Genomic DNA, 19,827 nt, shown 5'->3' on the forward strand with positions numbered 1-19,827 from the left:
AAATGCTCTACAAAGGCGACAAAGAAGACCTAACAACAGCAAATAGCAAGCATTACCATTCGCATCCTAAAACTATAACGCCACACACTCAGGATGCATCACCTCATGTCTGCCCCTTCACGCCTCACGCCCCTGGCCCTTGGTATTTCGGCCTTGCTTGGCGCGGGCTTCGCTTGCGCTGCCCCTACCAACCTGCCGGCTCTGTCGATCAACGCCGACGTCGAGCAGGACGAGTCCAACCCTCGGGTAAAAGAGGTCAGCACAGCGACCCGCACCTCGACACCCGCACGCTACGTGCCGCAAGCCATCGATACGGTCAAGACCGCCAATGTGCTCGACTACGGCGTCAACGATCTGGGCACGGCCTTGAGCGGCCTGCCCAACGTCAGTAACAGTGCCGACACGCGCTTCGACGGCCTGCGTATTCGTGGCTTCGATGCCAGCAACGACTTTTATCTGGACGGCATTCGCGACGACAGCCAGTACGTGCGCGACCTGCACAACATCGAGCGCCTCGAAGTGCTCAAAGGCCCGGCGGCGGTACTTTACGGACGTGGCAGCCAGGGCGGCATCGTCAACCGTGTCAGCAAGGCACCACAGGCCGGGCGGCGTTCGGAGATCGAAGTCCAGGGCGGCAGCGAAGACCTGCGCAGTCTCTACGCCGACCTGAGCAGCGATCCCAGCGAGAACATCAGCCTGCGCCTGAACATGGGCAATATGGACAGCAACAGCTTTCGCGATGACATTTCCAGTCATCGGCAGCTGTTCGCACCCTCCATGAGCTGGCAGCTCACGCCCGATCTCAACTGGCTGGTGCAGTACGAATACAGCCGCTTCGATCGCACGCCGGATCGCGGCATCCCCAGCATCAACGGGCGCCCGGCCGATGTCGGCCGCGGCACCACGTATGGTGACAGCCGCGATTTCATCGACGACAAGGCACAATCGCTGCGCTCTCGCCTGAGCTACGACATCAATGAGCACTGGCAACTGCGCCAGACCCTGGGCGTATTCAAACTCGACAGCGATTTCGACAACACCTACCTGACCGGCTATACACCGGCGACCGGCCGGGTCGCCCGCCAGCACTGGCAGCAAGACCTGCGTACCCGCAACGTCTTCAATAACATCGAGCTTGAAGGCAGCTTCGACACGTTCGGCCTTGAGCATCGCCTGCTTACCGGCGTCGAAACGGGCAGCCAGCGCCGCGACCCGAAACTGTACACGGCAGCCACCAGCGGTGTCGGCAGCCAGGTCGTGCCGTCGCTGGACCCGTTCAATCCGGATCGCACTCAACGCCATACCGGGCTGATGACCACCTCGAGCAGCAACTACACCGAAGTCGAAAGCCGTGCTGTGTATGTGCAGGACCAGTTGCGCATCAACGACCAATGGCAGTTGCTCGGTGGCCTGCGCTACGACCGTTTCGAGGTCGACACCACCAACCGCCTGCGCAATATCAGCGAAGAACGTGACAGCCACAGCACCAGCCCGCGGGTTGGCGTGGTGTGGACGCCGCTGACCGATCATTCGTTCTACGCCTCGTGGACCAAGACCTTTTCGCCGGTCGGTGGCGGCCTGATCGGCATCACGCCCGGTGCTGCAGGCAATACCAACGACTTGAGCCCGGAGCTGACCAAGCAGAAAGAAATCGGCGTCAAGAGCGACTGGCTGGGCGATCGCCTGAGCACCACCCTGGCCGTCTACGAGCTGGAACTCTACAACCGCCGCACCACCGACCCGGACAATCCGGGCCTGACCATTCTTTCCGGCCTGCAACGTTCACGCGGCATCGAGTTGACCGCCACCGGGCAACTGACCGGCAACTGGTACATGCGCGGCGGCATCGGCGTCCAGGACGCGACCACTGTCAAAGACAACAACGGCCTGGAAGGTAATCGGGTCAGCAACGTCGCCAAACGCAACGCCAGCGTATTCCTCACCTGGAAGCCGGAAATGGGCTGGTACGCCGAAACCGGGCTGACCCTGGTCGGCCAGCGTTATGCCGACAACCAGAACACCGCCGTGTTGCCAGGCTATGGCCGCTGGGACGCGCTGGCCGGCTACCGCCAGAAAGACTGGGACCTGCGCACGGCGCTGAACAACATCACCGATCGCACCTATTACAGCTCGGCCACCAGCGCAGGCCAGATCCGCCTTGGCGACCCGCGCAGTGTGGTGGTGACAGGCACCTATAAGTTCTGACCGGCCATTTTCAAAAATTAACTTGCGCGCAAGATTATTGCGAGCTACATTTCCTTCGCATTCAGTTGGCGCACAAACCTTTTGTGCGCCAAACCACCACTGTGAGGTCATCCCATGCAAGCGCTCTACACTGCTGTTGCCACATCCACCGGCGGCCGTGACGGTCGTGCGATTTCCAGCGACCAGATCCTCGACGTCAAACTGGCGACGCCGAAAGAGCTTGGCGGTGCGGGCGGCGCAGCTACCAACCCTGAGCAACTGTTTGCCGCCGGCTACTCAGCTTGCTTCATTGGCGCGCTGAAATTCGTTGCCGGCCAGGCCAAGCGCAGCATTCCGGCCGATGCGTCGATCACCGCCCATGTCGGCATCGGCCAGATTCCTGGCGGCTTCGGCCTGGACATCGACCTGCACATCAGCCTGCCAGGCCTGGAGCAAGCCGATGCTCAGCAACTGGTCGACGCCGCCCACCAGGTGTGCCCGTATTCGAACGCCACCCGTGGCAATGTCGATGTTCGCCTGCACGTCACTGTTTGATCGTTAAACGGCTTGCCGGTTGACACCTGTCCGGTGTTGCCCTCCTATTCCAGAGTCTTATGGATATCAGGAGGAACCGGCATGCAGGAAGTTGCCCTCGTTACAGGCGGTAGTCGCGGAATCGGCGCGGCCACCGCACGCACACTAGCCCGGGACGGTTACACCGTTGCGGTGAACTACACCCAGGATGAAGCCAGCGCCGAACAACTGGTGCGGGAAATCCGTGACAGCGGTGGCCGGGCACACGCCTTTCGTGCCGACATCGCCGTTGAAGCCGAGGTGCTGGCGTTGTTCGATCAGGTCGAAACGGTCCTCGGACCGATAGCGGTGCTGGTCAATAACGGCGGCATCACCGGCGGTTTTTCGCGACTCGACGAGTTACGTGCCGATGTGCTGGCCCAGGTGTTTGCCGTCAATGTATTCGGCGCCTTTCTCTGTGCACGCGAAGCGGTGCGGCGGATGTCAACAAGGCATGGCGGACGCGGCGGCTGCATCGTGAATATTTCCTCGCGCGCCGCCCAGTTGGGCAGCCCCGGCGAATGGATTCATTACGCCGCCAGCAAAGGCGCGCTGGATACATTGACTACGGGCCTGGCCAAAGAAGTCGCACAGGAAGGTATCCGGGTCAACACGGTAGCGCCCGGCCTGATCGAAACCGACCTGCACGCCAGCGCCGGCCGTCCCGACCGGGTCGAACGCATGGCGCCCGGCATCCCGATGGGCCGCGCAGGCTCGCCGCAAGAAGTCGCCGATTGCGTCAGTTGGCTGGTGTCGTCGGCAGCGACCTATGTGACCGGAGCAATCATCCCGGTGGCCGGCGGCCGTTGACTCAAACGCCAGCCACAAAAAAACCCGCAATCATGCGGGTTTTTTTGTGAAGCGCAGCTACAAAGCAGTGCTTATTTAGCACGGCCTTTGTAGGAACCGCCTTCACGGGTATCGATCTCGATCATGTCGCCGATTTCGATGAAGTCAGCCACGCTCAGCTCGGTGCCGTTTTTCAGTTTGGCAGGCTTCATGACCTTGCCCGACGTGTCGCCGCGAGCGGAACCTTCGGTGTAGTCAACCTGACGCACGATGGTGGTCGGCAGCTCTACGGAAACCAGGCGCTCTTCGAAGAACACGGCTTCGCAGACGTCGGTCATGCCTTCTTCGACGAATGGCAGAACGGACTCGATGTCTTCGGCGTTCAGTTCGTACATGGTGTAGTCAGTGGTGTCCATGAACGTGTAGGTGTCACCGCTGATGAAAGACAGGGTGGCTTCCTTGCGGTCCAGAATCACGTCGTCCAGCTTGTCGTCTGCACCGTACACGGTTTCAGTCTTGTAACCGGTCAGCAGGTTCTTCAGCTTGGTCTTCATGATTGCGCTGTTACGACCGGACTTGGTGAACTCGGCCTTTTGCACCAGCCAAGGATCGTTGTCGATACGGATCACGGTACCGGGTTTCAGCTCTTTACCAGTTTTCATTGCATATATCCGAAATTGGATGGAATTAACCAAAGGCTCTGTACGAGAAATAGCCTGCGCAGGCAGTTTCCGTACAGAGCCTGATATCAAGGCCGCGTATCATAGCGAATTTCGGTAAAACTGTACTAGCGCCTCGGCAAGATCACGCCGCACGCCCTGCTGTTCACACCAGTCAGCCGCTTGCTGGCGAAACAGCGGCCAGTGCCTGGAAAAGCGCCGCCAGTGCTCGCCCAGCGCCTCGCCTGCACTCCAGGCGCGCCAGAAATCGGCCAGTGCCTGCGCAGCCTCGATTGGCAGTCCTGCACTGTAAAGCTCAACAAATGCATCAAGCTTGGGCTCATGGGCATCACCGTCCTGCTGATAGATGTGCCAGAGCATCGGCTGCGCCGCCCACTGCGCGCGCACGAACGAGTCTTCGCCGCGCACCACATTGAAATCGCAGCACCACAACAACCGGTCATAGTCTTGCTGACGGACGAACGGCACGACCTGCACGGTCAATGCCCCGCGCCGACGAATGGCGCCTATTTGAAGGTCGGGTTCATCCAGCCAGCGCTGCAAATCGCCCAGGATGCGCCCCGGCGGTACCAGCAGGTGAGTGGCCAGCGCCTCGCCGGCCAGCTCATCCAGCCAACTGCCCAGATTCGGGTTTTCATAAGCGAACAGCGAGATCAGCCGCGCGCCCTCCTCCGGCTGCGCCCCCAGACTTTTCAGGAAGTCGCGCTGCGCCTGCGGATCGGCCATGAAGGCTCGGCGCTGCTCAAGCAATCCCTGCTCACGCAGCAGGCCGCCGGTGCGATCATTGAAGCCAGGGAAAAAGAAGAACTTCTTCAGACCGTTGGCCTGCGGTGACGGCAGGCCATGACAGCCGCTGACCCAGTCTTCGGCACTCAGGTAATCGAGGTTGAGCCAGAGCGGCCGGGGCGTACGTTGCAGCATCGCCTCGGTGTAGGCTGGCGGCAGGCGACAGGCAAAGGCTTCGAGCACCACGTCGGGCACCGTGGCCGGTTGCCAGGGCTCGGCCCATTGACACACCTGCACGCCGGCATGCCATTGCACGGCGGCGGCGCCATCGGCATCCGGGCACAAACGCACGAACGCGGCCAGGTCGTTGATCCACAGGCGCACGGCGCAATGATGCTCGGCGACCAGTTGCCGGGCCAGGCGCCAGGTGACGCCCACGTCGCCGTAGTTATCCACGACATCACAGAAAATGTCCCAAGAGGCTTGCATGACGGCTCCGTGAGGCCCAAGGGCGAAAAAGCCGATTGTCCATTAGATCAAGGCCCTTGCACCAGCGTCGGTCGTGGCACAATTGCTCCTGTCGTCCCGCACCCGGAAGTGATCGCCATGCCGTCCTATAGCAGTCGCCGCGAAGTGTATGTTTCTCTCAAGCTGATTCTGTGTATTGCACTGGGCATCTGGCTCGGCGTGGTTGCCGTGGTCCTGACCGCTCTGTTGCTTTACAAGGCCTTGCCCGCCGAGCAGACCCAGGCGCTGGAAGCGGCGGCCAGCCGCTTGACTGCACCGCCTGCGGCCCCGATCGAAACGCAGCCCAGCGCCTTGTTCGACAAGTACCAGCAAAGCCTGCGCGAAAGCGAAGCACGCCAGGCCCGCGAATATGCCGACAGCCAGCGCCGCAACAACTTCAATCGGGCCAAGTGCGATTTCTGGATGCAGCAGGACCGCACCGCGCCGAGCGACAAGAGCCGCGCCGGCATCAATGAATACTGTGGATAGCCCATGAACAAGACTCACCTGCTGCAATTGATCAGCGATCGCTTGCAGTTCGACCTGGACATCGCCGAGCGTGCGGCGCAGACCGCCTATGAAGCGGCGACCCACGAAGAGAATATCGCTGAAAACAAGTACGACACGCTGGGCCTTGAAGCCTCGTACCTGGCGGCAGGCCAGGCGCGGCGCGTCGAAGAAATCCGCCAGTCGCTGGCGCTGTACCGCCAGGCCTCGGCCAAACCCTTCGATGAGTCACGGGGCATTCAGGTCGGTGATCTGGTGACGCTGGAAGGCGACAACGGCGAAATGCGCTATTTGTTTCTCGGCCCGGATGCCGCCGGGCTGAAAATACACCTGGGCGACTGCCTGGTGACAGTGATTACCGCTCGGGCACCCTTGGGCCAGAGCCTGATCGGCAAACTGCAGGACGATAGTGTCGAAATCGTGGTCAACGGTCAGCGTCAGGTGTTCGACGTCACACAAGTGCTGTGACATGCCCCACATTTACGGGCTTGCCGGTGTACGGATTTTCTGGGTAAGGTGCGTCGTGGCCATATAAGTCGTGGCTATATAAATGGCTACGCAAGACGCTACGTGAAAGCCTGCGCGTGGATGTGACGGGGCAGTACAACAAGGACCCATACCCAAGGAGATTTTTCATGACGAACGTCATTGCATTCCCTGACGCCCATGAACGTGATCGCCTGAAGTCCAGCGACAGTCCGGCGTTGAGATACCTGAGCAAGAAAGAGCGGCAGCTGATCGATCAATTACGCCTGACCAGCCATGCAGGCCGTCAGTATGTGCATGAATACGCCAGCATCATGTACATGACCCGGCCGCTGCACCCCAACTGAAGCGGATACAAGAGCCCTGCCTGATGACAGGGCTCTGCATCACCACTTGACTTAGTGTGTCAGGGACCAGATCAGCGCCGAGATGGCGACGACGCCTGCGACCACGACAAACACATTCGACAGCTTGCCGGCGTATTGGCGCATGGCCGGCACTTTGCGAATGGCGTACATCGGCATCAGGAACAGCAAGACCGAAATCACCGGGCCGCCCAGGGTTTCGATCATGCGCAGGATGCTGGGGTTGAGTGTGGCCACGATCCAGCACACCAGCAGCATGGCCAGCGCGGTCAGGCGATCCAGGGTCTTGGCACCCGGACGCAGGCCAGACTTGACCACCAGCCCTTTCAAGCCTTCGCTGGCGCCGATGTAGTGGCCCAGGAACGACTTGGAAATCGCCACCAGGGCAATCAGCGGAGCCACCAGCTCGATGGTCGGGTTGCTGAAGTGGTTGGCCAGGTAAGACAGGATCGACAGGTTCTGGTCCTTGGCTTCGGCCAGTTGCGCAGGCGACAAGGTGAACACGCAACTGAATACAAAGAACAGCACCATGAACACCATCAACAGGTGCGCACGCGCCAGGATGCGAGAGCTGCGCACTTCGGCCTGATCGCCATACAGACGCTTCAGGTCGACGGCAAATGCCGAAATGATGGGCGTGTGATTGAACGAGAACACCATCACCGGAATGGCCAGCCACAGCGCCGGCAGAAAGCTCGAAGCCTCAGGCAACGTGCTGGCGGTGCTGAGAATGCCGCCGTTCCAGTGCGGAATCAGATACACCGACAGGAACAGCAGCGAAACGATGAACGGATAGACCATCAGGCTCATGACCTTGACGATCACCTGCTCGCCGCAGCGCACCACTGCCAGCAAGCCGAGAATCAGCACGAAGGCCAGCAAAGCGCGCGGTGGCGGCTCGATGTGCAGTTGATGCTGCAGGAAGCTGCTGACGGTGTTGGTCAGGCCCACGCTGTAGATCAGCAGGATGGGAAAGATGGCGAAGAAGTACAGCAGGGTGATCATGGCGCCGGCGCCTTTGCCGAAGTGCTCCTCGACCACCTCGGTGATGTCGCCACCGTTGCGGCCCGAGAGCACGAAGCGGGTCAGGCCACGGTGCGCATAGAACGTCATCGGGAATGCCAGCACGGCCAGGGCCAACAGCGGCCAGAAGCCGCCCATGCCTGCACTGATGGGCAAGAACAAGGTGCCCGCGCCGATGGCGGTGCCGAACAGCCCGAGCATCCAGGTGGTGTCGTTACGATTCCACGCGGTGCTGACTGCGGGTGCTGCATCCAGGCGTTCTGCGACGCCATTGGCCTGATCGTTCATCCGGTCGTGTCTCCGTTGCCGGTTAGCGCAAAAGCAGAGCGCCGCGGTAAGGTGCCGGAATACGCCGGCAACACAGGATTGGCAGCGCGGCGCCTACCCTGAAAAACAGGGTCGCGATTTTCCGCGATCAGCAACGTAAAGCAAGGACTATCGGATCAAAAGCTCAATAATCGAGCGTTAAAGTGGCGATCATGAGCATTTCTTCCACATAAAATGCACGCCAGACGCACGATAAAGCCTGATTCATGCAAGAATTTCGCACACCTTATCAAGCGCCCCGATCAGGAGCCGGTACATGCGTTACACCCAGGACCACAAGACCCAGACCCACCAGAAAATCGTCAAGGAAGCCTCGGTACGCTTTCGCCGTGACGGCATCGGGGCAACCGGTCTGCAGCCCTTGATGAAGGCGCTGGGCCTGACCCACGGCGGCTTTTATGCGCACTTCAAGTCCAAGGATGATTTGATCGAGCAAGCACTGCATTGTGCGGTCGACGAGATGCGTCAGCGCGTCGATGCACTGAAAAGCACAGACAACCCGCTGCATGACTTTATTGATTTGTATCTGTCGGCCAAACACCGCGACACCCCCGAGCGAGGTTGCCCGTTACCGACCTTGTGCGCCGAACTGGGCCAGCGTGAGCAGCCCAGCGCCCTGACCGATGAAGCACTGGCGCTGCGCCTGGATTTCATCGAACAACAGCTGCAAGGCCCTGATACAAAGGCCCGCAGCCTGATGATGTTTTCTTCGCTGATCGGTGCGCTGGTGCTGGCTCGCAGTGTTCAGGACCCGCAATTATCAGAGCGCATTCTGCAAACAGCTGCCGCCAGCCTCAAACAGCAAGACTGAGCCCTCAGTCTGTCCAGCGCCGCAGCAGCAGGCTGGCATTGACCCCGCCAAACCCGAAGCCGTTGGACAAGGCGTACTCGATCGGCGTCGTGCGCGCCGCGCCGCGCACGATATCAACGCCCTGTGCGGCCGAATCAGGATGATCGAGGTTCAGCGTCGCCGGAATAATCTGGTCACGAATGGCCAGGGCGGTGAACACCGCCTCGATGCCACCGGCAGCGCCCAACAGATGGCCGGTGGCCGACTTGGTGGACGTGACGGCTACGGCATTGTGCTCGCCAAATAGCGCCTTGATGGCTGCCAGTTCGCCCTTGTCGCCCACCGGAGTCGAGGTGGCATGGGCATTCAGGTGCTGGATTTGTGAAGGCTCGATGCCCGCCTGACGAATAGCCGCGCGCATCGCTCGTTGTGCGCCGCTGCCATCTTCCGGGCCAGCGGTAAGGTGGTAAGCATCGGCGCTGGTGCCATAACCCACGATTTCAACAATCGGTCTGGCTCCACGCTGAAGGGCATGCTCCAGCGATTCGATGACCAGCATGCCCGCGCCCTCGCCCATGACAAAGCCGTCACGGTCCTGGTCAAAAGGCCGCGAGGCGCGCTCGGGCGTTTCGTTGAAACCACTGGACAGCGCCCTGGCAGCGGCAAAGCCGGCCAGGCTGACGCGATCGATTGCCGCTTCCGCGCCGCCGCACACGGCAATGTCGGCCTCGCCGTCACGAATCATCCGCGCCGCATCGCCAATCGCCTGAACGCCTGCAGCACACGCCGTCACCGGCGCACCCAGCGGCCCTTTGAAACCATGCTGAATCGAAACATGCCCGGCGGCCAGATTGACCAGAAAAGACGGAATAGTGAAGGGTGACAAACGCCGTGGCCCACGGCTGTCGGTGATGCGTACCGCTTCGGCAATCGAGCCAAAGCCGCCGACACCCGAGCCAATCACGGTGGCGGTGCGCTCCTGCTGCGCTTCGGTTACCGCGACCCAGCCGGCCTGATTCAGCGCCTGCCGTGCGGCGGCCAGGGCAAACAGGATAAAGCGGTCCATCTTTTTCTGCTCTTTGGCGGGAGCGGCCATTTCAGCATCGAAGCCGGCCACGCTGTCCTCATCAAGCCCGCGCACGCGACCACCGACGCTGGTCGGCAGATCCCGTACGACGTCGTCAGGCAGCCGGGCAATGCCCGAGTGCCCGGCCAACAGGCGCTGCCAGACCGTTTCCAGCCCGGTCCCCAATGGCGTTACCAGCCCCATGCCAGTTACCACGATGCGCCGCTTGTTCATATACACCCCTTGATCGGACCTTGATAACCAAAGCCTTCATATGTTGACCATCATTCAAAACTTAATATGTCGACCGACATGCAATGTGTCAAGGCACAGAACCGTGGCGTGCAGACGCACAAAGGCCGATCAGTGATCGGCCTTTGGTAACGCAGGGGTAGATTTATTCGATGCTGACACGGTCGCGATTACGATCCAGCAAGGTCTTGCCAACGCCTTTTACTTCAAGCAATTCGTCGACCGAGGTAAAGCTGCCATTGGCTTCACGGTAGGCCACGATGGCATTGGCCTTGTTGGCACCGATGCCTGACAGGTTCTTTTGCAGTGTTGCGGCGTCAGCCATATTGATATTGGTCTTGTCGACGGACTGCTGCATCGCGGTCGTCGCAGGCTGGGTGCTAGCGGCGGCCGGGGTCATTGGCGAGGACGAGTTCGCCATGGCGCCCATCGATACAGTGGTCAGCAAGGCCGCCAGAAGGGATGAAAACAAGGCATTGCGCATAACAGGTACTCCGTAAGTTCACAGGTTCGAGGCAGCAGTCCAGTGCTGCCCTTGCAAACTAGTTCAATGTACGGAGCGGCATAAGAGCCAGAGCGTGTCGGGGTATGTCCTTAAAATCGCTTACAAATGCCGCTTGAAACAGCGGCCATTTTCAAGGTTCCTGACGGCGCTCCTGATAAATCCAGTCAACAATCTCACCCTCAGGCGCATAACCGCTGACCGTATCGCGCAGTAACTGGCGCACGGTGGTGTAGTCGTCGTTGTTGACGGCCGTCAGCAATCGGGTCAGCAGGACTTTCATGACCTCCCATGGCAAGTAATCCTCGCTGGCGCTCATGATCATCGGGTGCTCGGTGGCCACCACGTTGTCGCCAATCAGTAACTCTTCGTAGAGTTTCTCACCGGGGCGCAGGCCGGTGAACTCGATGGAGATGTCGCCATGCGGGTTCTTCTCCGAGCGGATGCTCAAACCGGAAAGATGAATCATCTTCTCGGCAAGCTCGATGATCCTGACCGGCTCGCCCATGTCGAGCACGAACACATCGCCGCCCTGCCCCATGGAGCCTGCCTGGATAACCAGTTGCGCAGCCTCCGGGATGGTCATGAAATACCGGGTAATCTTCGGATGAGTAACGGTCAGCGGGCCACCCGATTGAATCTGCTTGTGAAACAGCGGAATCACCGAGCCGGAAGAACCCAGCACGTTGCCGAAACGGACCATGCTGAACCGGGTCTTGTTGACCTGATGCACATTGGACTGATCGCCAAACATCACCGGTGCCGCTTCACGACTCAACGCCTGCAGAATCATCTCGGACAGGCGCTTGGTGCTGCCCATTACATTGGTGGGCCTGACGGCCTTGTCGGTCGAGATCAGTACAAAGTTGGCGACCCCGGCCTGCAACGCTGCCTGCGCGGTGTTGAGAGTGCCGACCACGTTATTGATCACGCCTTCGGCAATATTGTGCTCGACCATAGGCACATGCTTGTAAGCGGCGGCGTGGTAGACCGTGTCTACCTTCCAGGTCTTCATGATGTCGACCAGCTTGGGGTGGTTGCGCACCGACCCCAGAATAGGCAGCAACTTGACGGTCAACGACTCGCGGTTAATGCGCTGCTCAAGCTCACAAAGAATGGTGTAGAGATTGAATTCGCTGTGATCGAACAACAGCAATACGGTCGGCTTCAACAGCAGTATCTGCCGGCAAAGCTCCGAACCGATGGAGCCACCTGCGCCCGTCACCAGCACGGTCTGACCCTTGATACAGTGCTCCAGCAAGTTCTCTCTGGCCGGCACCGAATCGCGGCCCAGCAGGTCGGCGATATCGATTTCCTGCAAGTCGTCGACCTTGACCCGGCCAGCCGCCAGGTCCATGAAACCCGGCACGCTGCGTACGTGCAGGGGAAAACCTTCCAGATAGCCAAGCACTTCACGACGGCGGCCACGGGTCGAGGACGGAATAGCCAAGAGCACTTCCTGCGCGCCAGTGACCTCGATCATACGCTGGATATGCCGGGGCTTGTAGACCTGAAGACCGGAGATGACCCGATTGGAAATCGACTCATCGTCGTCGATAAAGGCCACCGGACGCATCAAACGGCCCATGCGCAGTGCAGCGACCAACTGGTTGCCTGCGGCACCGGCGCCATAGATCGCCACTTTGCGCAAACCATCGTCACGGTTGGCGAAAGGCACATGCTGCACAGCCGCAAACCAGTCACCGAGAAAATACTGACGCATGGCCAGGCGCAAGCCGCCGATCATGACCATGCTCAACCACCAGTAGTTGAACATGATCGAGCGCGGCACAATCTGTTGATGATTGCTGTAGGCGTAAACCAGGCAGCCGAGGATCAAGGCGGACAGGGTCACGGCCTTGATGATCGCAATCAGTGCATCGTTGCCGAAATAGCGCATCACCGCCCGGTACATGCCGAAACGAATGAACAGCGGGATAGCCACCACCGGCGCACTGATAAACAGCCAGGTGTGCTTCTCCAGAGGGTTGATCAGGTCATCGACTCCCAGGCGAACCAGAAACGACGCCCACAGGGCAATCCAGACCAGCAAGACATCGGTCGAGACCTGAATTATTCGCTTTTGCCGACGCGGCAGCGCCAGCAGAAAAGCTCGCAATTTGTCCATGACTCCCTCAACCAATCCCTTTCACCTCTTTGGAATCGTTTCTGCGACCATCTACATCATGAAATGCGCAGAAACGATTATGACAATCTATATGAAAAAACCGGGTCCCGCCGCGTCAATCACCCTCGGCCTGACCTGCGTTGAATTTCCAGGCCAGTGCCACCAACGGCGCATAGGCCAGCACCACACCGACAAGACCCTCGATCCAGCCCAGTGATACGGCAAAGGCCCATGGCAGCAGCCAGCCGATATTGATCACCGCGACAAACAGGGTCACCGGCAAGTGACTGCCGTAGCGACGCGACGCGAACTGATAAGCATGGCTGCGGTGCGCCTGATAGACCTTCTCGCCGCGCAACAGACGGCGCAGCAAGGTCAGCGTGGCATCGACCACAAAGCTGCCCAGCAAAATCAGCCAGGCCCAGAACAGCAAGGGCGATGACCACGCGGCCTGCAACGACAGCACGCCCAGTGCAATGCCCAGAAAACCACTGCCGGCATCGCCCATGAAGATCCGCGCCGGCGGAAAATTCCAGTACAGGAAGCCCAGCACTGCGGCTGCCAACAACGCAGGCGCTGCAACCAACACGCCAAAACCGGTGGCCGAGTAAATAAGACAAGCGCCAACGCAAACTGTTACCGCTTCGACGCTGGCAATTCCATCAATCCCGTCCATGAAGTTATAGAGGTTGAGCATCCACACCAGATAAAAGGCCGCCAGAATCGTACCGATCCAGCCCGACTCCAACCGCCAGCCGAAAATATCCAGCGGTGCCAGACCTCCCAGCCAGAACAGTGCCCAGGCCGCTGCAGCAAAGTGCCCCAGCAGCCGCCAGCGTGCGGCGATATGGCCATGGTCGTCCATGAAACCTATGATCGCCACCAACCCACCGCTGCCGACCATCGCCAACAGGAAATCACTGCCGACAAGGCCGCTGGCACCCAGTAGCGCAACGGCCAGCACAAATGCGATCACAATCGACACACCGCCGCCTCGCGGCGTGGGGATGGAATGAGAGCTGCGTGCATTGGGAATGTCCATGAGGCTTCTGGACAAGGCATAGCGGCGAACCACTGCGGTCAGCGACAGCGACAACAGGGCAATAGCGACGACCCACAACCACTCAAGCATGTTTTTTGTGTTCCAGAAAATAAGCTGCGGTTTCGCTCATCGCTTCATCGACGCCGACCGGCGGTGCCCAGTCGAGCAATGTCCGGGTCTTGTCGATATCGACCTGCAGCGAACTGCACAAACGCTGTGAAAATGCGCGCCTGCCCAAAAGTGTGGCAAAGCCGGTGAGTATCCATGCCGGCACCGGAAGCAGACGAGCCGGCTTGCCAAGCGCCTTGGCCATGCGCTGCAAGAGCTGCGTGGTCGACAGGTCCTGGCCGTCACTGACCAGAAAGGTCTGGTTGGCTGCATTCGGATGATCGATACACCTCACCACCAGGTCCACCAGGTTGGCCAGTGCGACCAGGCTGCGGCGATTATCGATAGCCCCCAGGGGCAGCGGTATGCCTTTGTCGAGCCAGCGCATCATGTTCAGGAAATTGGCCTTGACTCCCGGCCCATAGACCAGCACGGGGCGGACAATGACCACCTCCATCGCGGTACGCCTGGCCAGTTCGCGCAAGCCCTCTTCAGCCACCTGCTTGGACACCCCGTAAGGATCCAGCGGCCGGGCACAGTCGTCAGCCTTGAAAGGCAGGCCCGAGGGTGAATACTCGCCATTGACCTTGATCGAACTGATGAAAATAAACCGCTTTACCCCGGCCTTTGCAGCCTGCTCGGCCAGATTCAGCGTTGCAGCAACGTTGTCTCGAACATAGTGGGCTTCAGGGTCGGCAACTGAGTCATTCAATACATGCACACGAGCGGCACAATGGATAACCACTTCGCGACCGGCCACAAGCGCTTGCCACTGATTGTCCGGCGCAAGATCGCCGACCCTGACAACTTCAATGCGCGAGTCGGCCTTCGGGTAATCGCGACGAACCGCAATACAGACTCGATGTGAAGTATTGTCCACAAGATGCCGAACGATTGCACTTCCGACAAAACCTGTTGCACCAGTGACCGCAATAGAGACAGGCAGGCCTGTCATGCGTTACCTCTCATTATTCCGACCTTTGATCACATAACTGAAAGTTCATTTGAAACAGTGCCGCCAGTCTAGCATTAACCTCCCTCGGCGCAGGGGGTTTCGTAGCGTCGGCTTCATAGACCCGGCGATGAAATGGCCCGTGGCCAGCTTATCCAGAAGCAACGGTCGACTGCAAACTACCCAGGCAGGCAACCCTCAAACAATAAGATAAATATCTTTGCGGGCGCTATCCATCGAACAGGCGACATGCACGGCAGAAATGACTTAGTTAAAGGTAGGTTATGTCCTACAGATTGTTTTATCTGAAGTTATAAGCACGGCATATTCTGTCCCTATACACGCTTCCCTTAACTACCCTGTGGTTCTTCGTGCTTGCCAGGGATCAATAGTTGAAGCGCCTTGTCATGCTGGCGATAAACACGGACAAGGCTCTCGCCCAGGGCTTTCTTGGCAGCGGCCTCGCCATGCACCAGACGTATCTGGCCAGGCCATTGCGCCATGCCGGTGACGAATGACAGCAAGCCCTGCTGATCCGCATGCGCAGAATACCCGGCCACTGTACTGACACCGGCGTGGATATCGAAAAGCACGCCATCCAGCTCGACACGCGCAGGCTTTTTCGATTCGCCTTGAGACTGTATGACCCGGCCAGGCGTGCCCTTGGCCTGGTAGCCGACAAACACGATGTTGTGCCGCGGATCCCCCAGCATGGCCTTGAGGTAATTGACGATTCGCCCACCCGAGCACATGCCATGCCCGGCAATCACAATGGCAGGACGCGCGGTGCTGGCCAGGTAATTGACCGCCTGCATATGTTTCACATGACCATCAATAGTGACCAGTTGATCAAAACCCAGCGGGGTACGGCCTTCGGCCAGCCGTTGCTGAGCATTGCGGTCCCAGTCGGCATGGAATGCGCGATACACCTTGGTAAAGCGACTGGCCAGCGGCGAGTCCAGAATGACCGGCAACTGTGCCCAATCGATCGATATGCCTTGAGCCATCTCTCGTTGCGCAGCCGTGGCAGGACCTGACAGGGCTTTGCGACGCAAAATATCCTCAAGCTCATACAACAACTCTTGAGTACGCCCGATGCTGAAGGCTGGCAGCAATACCGTGCCGCCATTTTCCAGAGCCTGGTCGATAACCGCCTCCAGGCGCGCCTGCCGCTGAGTGCGATCGGCATGTAATCGATCGCCATAGGTGCTTTCCAGAACCAGCACATCGGCACGTTCCGGCGAACGCGGACTGCGCAGGATCGGGGCATGACAAGCCCCGAGGTCGCCGGAAAAAACGACCCGTACCTCGCGCTTCTGTGCAGGGTCCTGTGCAGGGTACTGGAGATCGCATTCAACATAGGCCGACCCCAGAATGTGTCCGGCACGCTGCAGGCGCAGGCGACACAGCAAGGATGGCGTATCAACGATCGTGAACCAGCGCTCGAATGGCAAAGCGACGATTCTGCGCCGGATTATTTCCAGAAAGCGCTTAACCTGCTGGCTGTCGTGGGTATAGCCATGCTTGAGCACATCCTCCATGACCAGCGGCAACAGCCTGGCTGAGGCATCGCTGCACAGAATGGGCCCTTTGAAACCCGATGCCAGGAGTTCGGGCAGACGACCCACATGATCGTTATGAACATGGGTAACAATCAGCGCCTTGAGCGTCTCGGGTGCGATGTCCAGCACACCCGGGCTTGTCGCATCATTATCGGCTCCGCAATCGATCAACACACTGCTGTGCGGATCCATGAACAGTTGGTGGCAGGAACCTGTCACGCGCTCGGTCGCGCCGTGATGAAGCATGTGCGGATAATGCATTCAATGACCTCATCATCGGGACCTGACCGGGGAATAGTGCAGGCAGACCCGCAGAAATCGTGCTCGGCAGATTTCTTTATAAAAGAGGCGCATTTTGCATGGGCGTCGTTGATTTTCAATCGGCAAGGCAAACTCGCCAAACCTTGAAGAATCACGCAATTTTGACGAAGAATGCTGCCGATAGCGACCTGATAAGAACAAGTAGATATCAGCGACAACTTAAGTGGAACATTCCCCTCAATATGAGAGAAATCTCCTACAGGCAGGAATGAAAAATTACCAAACCAGTCAGACTGGCTCGTACATAGACATGTCGTCACAGGCGTCGCAGGCACGACGCACACATTTGCGATCCACGGCAATCCGGACTCTCACCGACACAGGCAGCACGTTGTCAGTGAGTATCAGACAGAGCGTGTAGAGACCGGACGTTTCTTTGTAAGACCCGCAAACCAGGCCAGTACCGGCCCAATCAACATGCCCAGCAACAACGCCAGAATAACGGGTACCGCCAGAGACAACTGCGGTGCCGACCACCCGAAGAATGTCAGGCCGACGGGCTGGCGATTTTCCAGCACGAACACTGCTGTCACTGCGATCAGCAACAACAAGACCGCAACCGAAAATATTTTTTTGAATGTACGCATGGTGCTAATCCCTCTGTGCTGCGTGGGCGAACTCTTCTTCATCTTCATTTACCCGGTCGCGTAGCTCCTTGCCCGGTTTGAAGTGAGGAACAAATTTGCCGTCCAGACTGACCGACTGACCGGTCTTGGGGTTACGGCCCAGGCGTGGAGCCCGGTAATGCAAAGAAAAGCTGCCAAAGCCTCGTATCTCGATACGATCGCCAGTGGCCAGGCATTGGGACATTTGCTCGAGCATGGTCTTGATGGCCAGCTCCACATCCTTGGATGAGAGCAGCCCCTGATGGGTGACAATTCGTTCGATCAACTCCGACTTCGTCATAATTTTCCCTTCTTTTTCAAGCAGCTAGATCAGCGCTTCGAAGGTTTTAGCATGACCGGATGAATTTGAACAGCCTGCATCTTGACTTATCAGAGACATTCTTGGCGCTGCATATCAAGGTGACCGTAGCATGACGGACGGCAGCTTGCGGCCGGCCGGCATTTGGGGCACAACCCACCCGACCAGGACCGTACTGAGAAGGCAAGCAAAAAAGTGACGAAATATTTCTGTCGCCCACAAAAAAGGGCGACCGAAGTCGCCCTTTTTCTTGATGGTTAAGCAGAACTTAGTTCTGTTTTTCCATCTGGGCACGCAGCAGATCACCAATGGTGGTCGGACCGGTGCTTTCAACCGCTTCAGGCTTGTTACGCAGGCTCTGAATGGCTTCTTTCTCTTCTTCGACGTCTTTCGACTTGATCGACAGGCTGATCACGCGGCTCTTGCGATCAACGCTGATGATCTTCGCTTCGATCTCTTCGCCTTCTTTCAGAACGTTACGTGCGTCTTCAACGCGGTCACGGCTGATTTCGGAAGCTTTCAGAGTCGCTTCGATGTCGTCTGCCAGGGTAACGATAGCGCCCTTGGCATCAACTTCTTTCACGATACCGCGAACGATAGCGCCTTTGTCATTGACATTGACGTACTCGGAGAACGGATCGCTTTCCAGTTGCTTGATACCCAGGGAGATGCGCTCGCGCTCCGGGTCAACCGACAGGATGACGGTGTCCAGCTCGTCGCCCTTCTTGAAGCGGCGAACGGCTTCTTCACCGGCTTCGTTCCAGGAGATGTCGGACAGGTGAACCAGACCGTCGATGCCGCCGTCCAGACCAATGAAGATACCGAAATCGGTGATCGACTTGATGGTGCCGGAGATACGGTCGCCCTTGTTGAACTGGCCAGAGAAGTCTTCCCATGGGTTGGACTTGCACTGTTTGATGCCCAGGGAGATACGACGACGCTCTTCGTCGATGTCCAGAACCATGACTTCCACTTCGTCGCCAACCTGAACGACTTTCGAAGGGTGGATGTTCTTGTTGGTCCAGTCCATTTCGGAAACGTGCACCAGACCTTCCACGCCTTCTTCCAGCTCTGCGAAGCAGCCGTAGTCGGTCAGGTTGGTAACGCGTGCAGTCACGCGGGTGCTCTCTGGGTAACGAGCCTTGATAGCAACCCATGGGTCTTCACCCAGTTGCTTCAGACCCAGGGAAACACGATTGCGCTCGCGATCGTACTTCAGAACCTTGACGTCGATCTCGTCGCCAACGTTGACGATTTCCGACGGATGCTTGATGCGCTTCCAGGCCATGTCGGTGATGTGCAGCAGGCCATCGACGCCACCCAGGTCCACGAACGCGCCGTAGTCGGTGAGGTTTTTGACGATACCCTTGACTTGCTGACCTTCCTGCAGGGATTCCAGCAGAGCTTCGCGCTCGGCACTGTTCTCGGCTTCCAGGACACTGCGACGGGAAACGACAACGTTGTTGCGCTTCTGGTCCAGCTTGATGACCTTGAACTCGAGCTCTTTGCCTTCCAGGTGCGTGGTGTCGCGCACTGGACGAACGTCGACCAGCGAACCCGGCAGGAACGCACGGATGCCGTTGACGTCGACGGTGAAACCGCCTTTGACCTTGCCGTTGATAACGCCCTTGACCACTTCTTCAGCGGCGAAAGCTGCTTCCAGAACAATCCAGCACTCGGCGCGCTTGGCTTTCTCGCGGGACAGCTTGGTTTCGCCAAAGCCGTCTTCGACCGCGTCCAGCGCTACGTGAACTTCGTCACCGACCTTGATGGTCAGCTCGCCAGCATCGTTGTAGAACTGCTCGAGCGGGATGACGCCTTCGGACTTCAGGCCGGCGTGTACAGTTACCCAGTCGCCGTCGATGTCGACAACGATACCGGTAATGATTGCGCCTGGCTGAAGGTTCAGGGTTTTCAGGCTTTCTTCAAAAAGTTCTGCAAAGCTTTCGCTCATTTTAATTCCTGTTGATCAAGGGCGAAGAATACGCCCATCTGCCACGTTCCAGACCACGT

The 19,827-nt window shown here is 58.6% G+C and carries 19 protein-coding genes; 7 read left to right on the plus strand and 12 right to left on the minus strand.

Going from position 1 to position 19,827, the window contains the following annotated elements; translation table 11 throughout:
- The first annotated feature begins 105 nt into the window (after positions 1 to 105).
- From ACYAS9_RS04515 to ACYAS9_RS04525, 3 genes are all read left to right on the plus strand, one after another.
- Entirely contained in the window at positions 106 to 2,205 is a 2,100-nt protein-coding gene (locus ACYAS9_RS04515; protein WP_463567118.1) for a TonB-dependent receptor, read from the plus strand.
- Positions 2,206 to 2,319: 114 nt separating this feature from the next.
- On the plus strand, positions 2,320 to 2,739 hold the full coding sequence (locus ACYAS9_RS04520) for an organic hydroperoxide resistance protein (RefSeq protein WP_459749195.1): 420 nt from the start codon (positions 2,320 to 2,322) through the stop codon (positions 2,737 to 2,739).
- Between the two features lie 81 nt (positions 2,740 to 2,820).
- On the plus strand, positions 2,821 to 3,567 hold the full coding sequence (locus tag ACYAS9_RS04525) for an SDR family oxidoreductase (protein WP_463567119.1): 747 nt from the start codon (positions 2,821 to 2,823) through the stop codon (positions 3,565 to 3,567).
- A 71-nt stretch (positions 3,568 to 3,638) separates the two neighbouring features.
- Here ACYAS9_RS04525 and ACYAS9_RS04530 read toward each other — a convergent pair whose 3' ends face one another.
- Entirely contained in the window at positions 3,639 to 4,208 is a 570-nt protein-coding gene (locus tag ACYAS9_RS04530) for an elongation factor P (RefSeq protein WP_003226785.1), read from the minus strand.
- Between the two features lie 99 nt (positions 4,209 to 4,307).
- On the minus strand, positions 4,308 to 5,441 hold the full coding sequence (gene earP / locus ACYAS9_RS04535) for an elongation factor P maturation arginine rhamnosyltransferase EarP (RefSeq protein ID WP_463567120.1): 1,134 nt from the start codon (positions 5,439 to 5,441) through the stop codon (positions 4,308 to 4,310).
- Between the two features lie 117 nt (positions 5,442 to 5,558).
- On the opposite strand from earP, the gene ACYAS9_RS04540 reads away from it, so the two are divergent.
- The 3 genes from ACYAS9_RS04540 to ACYAS9_RS04550 all read left to right on the plus strand — a co-directional run bounded on the left by ACYAS9_RS04540 (position 5,559) and on the right by ACYAS9_RS04550 (position 6,799).
- On the plus strand, positions 5,559 to 5,948 hold the full coding sequence (locus tag ACYAS9_RS04540; RefSeq protein ID WP_463567121.1) for a hypothetical protein: 390 nt from the start codon (positions 5,559 to 5,561) through the stop codon (positions 5,946 to 5,948).
- Positions 5,949 to 5,951: 3 nt separating this feature from the next.
- The gene (locus ACYAS9_RS04545; protein WP_463567122.1) at positions 5,952 to 6,434 is read left to right on the plus strand and encodes a GreA/GreB family elongation factor; all 483 of its coding nucleotides are present in this window, start codon (positions 5,952 to 5,954) and stop codon (positions 6,432 to 6,434) included.
- Positions 6,435 to 6,601: 167 nt separating this feature from the next.
- The gene (locus ACYAS9_RS04550; RefSeq protein WP_463567123.1) at positions 6,602 to 6,799 is read left to right on the plus strand and encodes a hypothetical protein; all 198 of its coding nucleotides are present in this window, start codon (positions 6,602 to 6,604) and stop codon (positions 6,797 to 6,799) included.
- A gap of 51 nt (positions 6,800 to 6,850) precedes the next feature.
- Here ACYAS9_RS04550 and ACYAS9_RS04555 read toward each other — a convergent pair whose 3' ends face one another.
- The gene (locus ACYAS9_RS04555; RefSeq protein WP_463567124.1) at positions 6,851 to 8,128 is read right to left on the minus strand and encodes a serine/threonine transporter; all 1,278 of its coding nucleotides are present in this window, start codon (positions 8,126 to 8,128) and stop codon (positions 6,851 to 6,853) included.
- Positions 8,129 to 8,423: 295 nt separating this feature from the next.
- Here ACYAS9_RS04555 and ACYAS9_RS04560 point away from each other — a divergent pair, with 295 nt between their 5' ends.
- On the plus strand, positions 8,424 to 8,978 hold the full coding sequence (locus ACYAS9_RS04560; RefSeq protein ID WP_463567125.1) for a TetR/AcrR family transcriptional regulator: 555 nt from the start codon (positions 8,424 to 8,426) through the stop codon (positions 8,976 to 8,978).
- Between the two features lie 4 nt (positions 8,979 to 8,982).
- Here the strand turns inward: ACYAS9_RS04560 and fabF are convergent, their stop codons facing one another.
- The 9 genes from fabF to rpsA form a co-directional block, all read right to left on the minus strand.
- Positions 8,983 to 10,257 (minus strand): beta-ketoacyl-ACP synthase II, encoded by a 1,275-nt coding sequence (fabF, locus tag ACYAS9_RS04565; RefSeq protein WP_463567126.1) that lies wholly within the window; start codon positions 10,255 to 10,257, stop codon positions 8,983 to 8,985.
- Positions 10,258 to 10,420: 163 nt separating this feature from the next.
- Positions 10,421 to 10,759: a ComEA family DNA-binding protein gene (locus ACYAS9_RS04570; protein ID WP_463567127.1), complete on the minus strand. Its 339-nt coding sequence runs from the start codon at positions 10,757 to 10,759 to the stop codon at positions 10,421 to 10,423.
- A 151-nt stretch (positions 10,760 to 10,910) separates the two neighbouring features.
- Positions 10,911 to 12,905 carry a polysaccharide biosynthesis protein gene (locus tag ACYAS9_RS04575; protein WP_463567128.1) on the minus strand — a complete coding sequence of 665 codons (1,995 nt, stop codon included), beginning with the start codon at positions 12,903 to 12,905 and terminating at the stop codon, positions 10,911 to 10,913.
- Positions 12,906 to 13,020: 115 nt separating this feature from the next.
- Complete coding sequence (locus ACYAS9_RS04580; protein WP_463567129.1) at positions 13,021 to 14,037, minus strand: MraY family glycosyltransferase; 1,017 nt, start codon at positions 14,035 to 14,037, stop codon at positions 13,021 to 13,023.
- Positions 14,030 to 15,010 (minus strand): UDP-glucose 4-epimerase family protein, encoded by a 981-nt coding sequence (locus ACYAS9_RS04585; protein WP_463567130.1) that lies wholly within the window; start codon positions 15,008 to 15,010, stop codon positions 14,030 to 14,032. The genes ACYAS9_RS04580 and ACYAS9_RS04585 overlap by 8 nt, the downstream gene beginning before the upstream one ends.
- Positions 15,011 to 15,357: 347 nt before the next feature.
- Positions 15,358 to 16,830 carry an MBL fold metallo-hydrolase gene (locus ACYAS9_RS04590; RefSeq protein WP_463567131.1) on the minus strand — a complete coding sequence of 491 codons (1,473 nt, stop codon included), beginning with the start codon at positions 16,828 to 16,830 and terminating at the stop codon, positions 15,358 to 15,360.
- 404 nt (positions 16,831 to 17,234) lie between these two features.
- Complete coding sequence (locus ACYAS9_RS04595) at positions 17,235 to 17,477, minus strand: lipopolysaccharide assembly protein LapA domain-containing protein (protein ID WP_463567132.1); 243 nt, start codon at positions 17,475 to 17,477, stop codon at positions 17,235 to 17,237.
- Positions 17,478 to 17,481: 4 nt separating this feature from the next.
- Entirely contained in the window at positions 17,482 to 17,796 is a 315-nt protein-coding gene (ihfB, locus tag ACYAS9_RS04600) for an integration host factor subunit beta (protein WP_463567133.1), read from the minus strand.
- Between the two features lie 286 nt (positions 17,797 to 18,082).
- Positions 18,083 to 19,768 (minus strand): 30S ribosomal protein S1, encoded by a 1,686-nt coding sequence (gene rpsA / locus ACYAS9_RS04605; protein ID WP_463567134.1) that lies wholly within the window; start codon positions 19,766 to 19,768, stop codon positions 18,083 to 18,085.
- Positions 19,769 to 19,827 lie beyond the last annotated feature (59 nt).

This window comes from Pseudomonas sp. HP_08 (assembly GCF_055284095.1).